Source organism: Streptomyces odontomachi (genome assembly GCF_024435355.1).
GTDB classification, from domain to species: Bacteria; Actinomycetota; Actinomycetes; order Streptomycetales; family Streptomycetaceae; genus Streptomyces; species Streptomyces odontomachi.
Map to the genome: position 1 here is coordinate 1 of NZ_JAMJWG010000069.1, position 2904 is coordinate 2904.

Genomic DNA, 2904 nt, shown 5'->3' on the forward strand with positions numbered 1-2904 from the left:
CCCCGCCGCCCCCCACACGCCCGAACGCGAGCCAGGCGCCGACACCCCTCTCGGCACCGGCACGGAGACCTCCGCCCCGCTCCCGTTCCTCCTCTCCGCGCGCACCCCGGGCGCGCTGCCCGAGCTGGCCGGCCGTGTGCACGCGCATCTGGCGCGGTTCCCGGACACCGACCCGTACGCCGTCGCCCACGCCCTTGCCACCACCCGCGCCCAGCATCCGCACCGCGCCGTCGTCATCGCGGCGGACCGGCAGGCCCTGCTCGACTCACTCCGGGGGCTCGGAGCGGGCGAGCCGGACCCGGCGACCACCGTCACCGGCGCCGCGGGCGATGCCACCGGCACCGTGTTCGTGTTCCCCGGACAGGGCTCGCAGTGGGCCGGCATGGCGCTGGAACTGCTGGCGGACTCACCCGTCTTCCGTGAGCGGATGCACGAGTGCGCCCTGGCGCTGGCCGAGTTCACGGACTGGTCGCTGCTCGACGTGTTGAAGGGCGCGCCCGGTGCGCCCGGCCTTGACCGGGTGGACGTGGTCCAGCCGGTGCTGTTCGCCGTCATGGTGTCGCTCGCGGCGCTCTGGGAGTCGTACGGCATCCGGCCGGACGCCGTGGCCGGGCACTCCCAGGGCGAGATCGCGGCGGCCTGTGTCGCCGGCGCCCTGAGCCTGCCGGACGCCGCCAGGGTGGTCGCGTTGCGCAGCCGGGCCCTGGCCGACCTGGCCGGCACCGGCGGCATGGTGTCGGTGGTGCTCCCCGCCGAGCAGGTCGAGGAACGCATCCGGCAGTGGGGCGAGCGGCTGACCGTCGCCGCGGTGAACAGCCCGGCCGCCGTCGTGGTGTCCGGCGATCCGCAGGCGCTCGACGCGTTCCTCGCCGACTGTGCCGCGAAGGGCGTCCGGGCCCGCCGGGTCCCCGTGGACTACGCCTCGCACTCGCCGCACGTGGCGGCCATCCGAGAGCGTCTCGGGAAGCTGCTGGCCCCCGTCACACCGCGCCCGTCCACCGTCCCGTTCTACTCGGCCGTCACCGGCGACCGGCTGGACACCACCGCGCTCGACGGCGACTACTGGTACCGCAACCTGCGCCGGCCGGTCCGCTTCGACCAGGTCACCCGCGCCCTGCTCGACCAGGGACACCGGGCGTTCATCGAGGTCAGCGCCCATCCGGTGCTGACCTTGGCGCTCGACGAAAGCTTCACGGACCGCGCCACCGCGGGCCCGGCCGACGCATTCTCGCTGGGCACCCTGCGCCGGGACGACGGGGGACCGGGCCGCGTCCTGACCGCGCTGGCCGAGGCGCACGCACACGGGCTCGGCGTCGCGTGGCCCACCGTGTTCGCCCGCCCGCCGCGGCAGACCGTGGACCTGCCCACCTACCCCTTCCAGCACGAGTCGTACTGGCTCGACCCGGTCGCCCGGGCCGCCGACGTCACCGCCACCGGACTCACCTCGGCCGGCCACCCGCTGCTCGGGGCGCTGGTCGCCTCGGCCGACGGGGACAGGGTGCTGCTCAGCGGGCTGCTGTCGCTGCGCACCCACCCCTGGCTGGCCGACCATGCCCTGGCGGGCACGACCCTGCTGCCCGGCACCGCCTTCGTCGAACTGGCCCTCCAGGCCGGCAGGTCGGCCGGCTGCACCCTGCTCGACGACCTCACCCTCCTCGCCCCGCTGCGGCTGCCCGAGGACGGCGGCCGGCACGTCCAGGTCGAGGTGGGCCCGCCGGAGCCGGAGGGCCGCCGGCCCCTGACCATCCACTCCCGGCCGGCCGCCCCGACCGCCCCGACCGCCCCCAAGACGTGGGAGGACGCATCCCCGGAGACCACCGCCTGGACCAAGCACGCGGTCGGATTCCTCGGCACCGTCCGCCCCTCGGAGCCCGAAGAGACCCTGCCGGAGGCTCTGGCGGGAGCGTGGCCACCGCCCGGTGCACTGCCGGGCGAGCCCGCTGATCCCTACGACCGGCTGGCGGGCCGGGGCTACGACTACGGTCCGGCGTTCCAAGGGCTGCGCACCTGGTGGCGACGGGGCGACGAGGTGTACGCGGAGGTGGAGCTGGACGAGACCGAGGCCACCGAAGCAGACCGTTACCTGATGCACCCGGCCCTGCTGGACGCGGCCCTGCACCCGTTGGCCCTCGGGGAACTCGGGGAACTCGGGGAACTCGGAGAACGCGGCGAGCAGGTGCACGGTGTGGTGCCGTTCGCGTTCGGTGCGGTGAGCGTGTACGCCGCGGGTGCGGACCGGCTGCGGATACGGCTCCGGGCGGACGCGGCCGGCCGGGTTTCCCTCACCGCGGTGGACGGGCGCGGGGCACCGGTCATCGAGGCACGGTCGATCACCCTGCGCCCCCTCGACACGGTGCCGACTGCCGACGGAGACACGCTCGACGGCTCCTCGGACGGCCCGCTGTACCGGGTGGCGTGGGAGCCGATACCGGGGGCCGAACCGGGATCCGGCGCGGACGCCCCGCAGCCGTCCGAGCGCCCGGCCGTCGTGCCGCTGCCCCTGCCCGCTGCCGCCGTCGACGGCGACGGCGACGGCGACCCGGTCACGGCCGTGCACGCGACCCTGACCATCGCCCTGGAACGGATCCGGGACCACCTCACCCACCTCACCGACGACCGTGTCCTGGTGGTCGTCACGCCGTCGTCGGATCTGGTGGGGGCGGCCGTCGGTGGTCTGGTGCGGTCGGTGCAGGCCGAGCATCCCGGGCGGTTCGTGCTGGTCGAGACCGACACCCCCGGCGAGGAGGTCCCCGGTGCGCTGCTGGCCGCAGCGGTGGCCAGCGGGGAACCCCATGTGAGGGTGCGCGAGGGCGCGTTGGCGGTGCCGCGGCTGGTGCGGGCGGCGGATCCCGGTGCGCCGGACCGGGACACGGGCACGGGCACGGACGCGACGGCTGGTCCGGT

The 2904-nt window shown here is 75.6% G+C and carries 1 protein-coding gene; it reads left to right on the plus strand.

What is annotated here, in order from left to right; genetic code table 11:
- Positions 1-2904: acyltransferase domain-containing protein (locus NQO67_RS43380; protein ID WP_255956172.1), on the plus strand; the 2904-nt coding region annotated here is incomplete at both ends.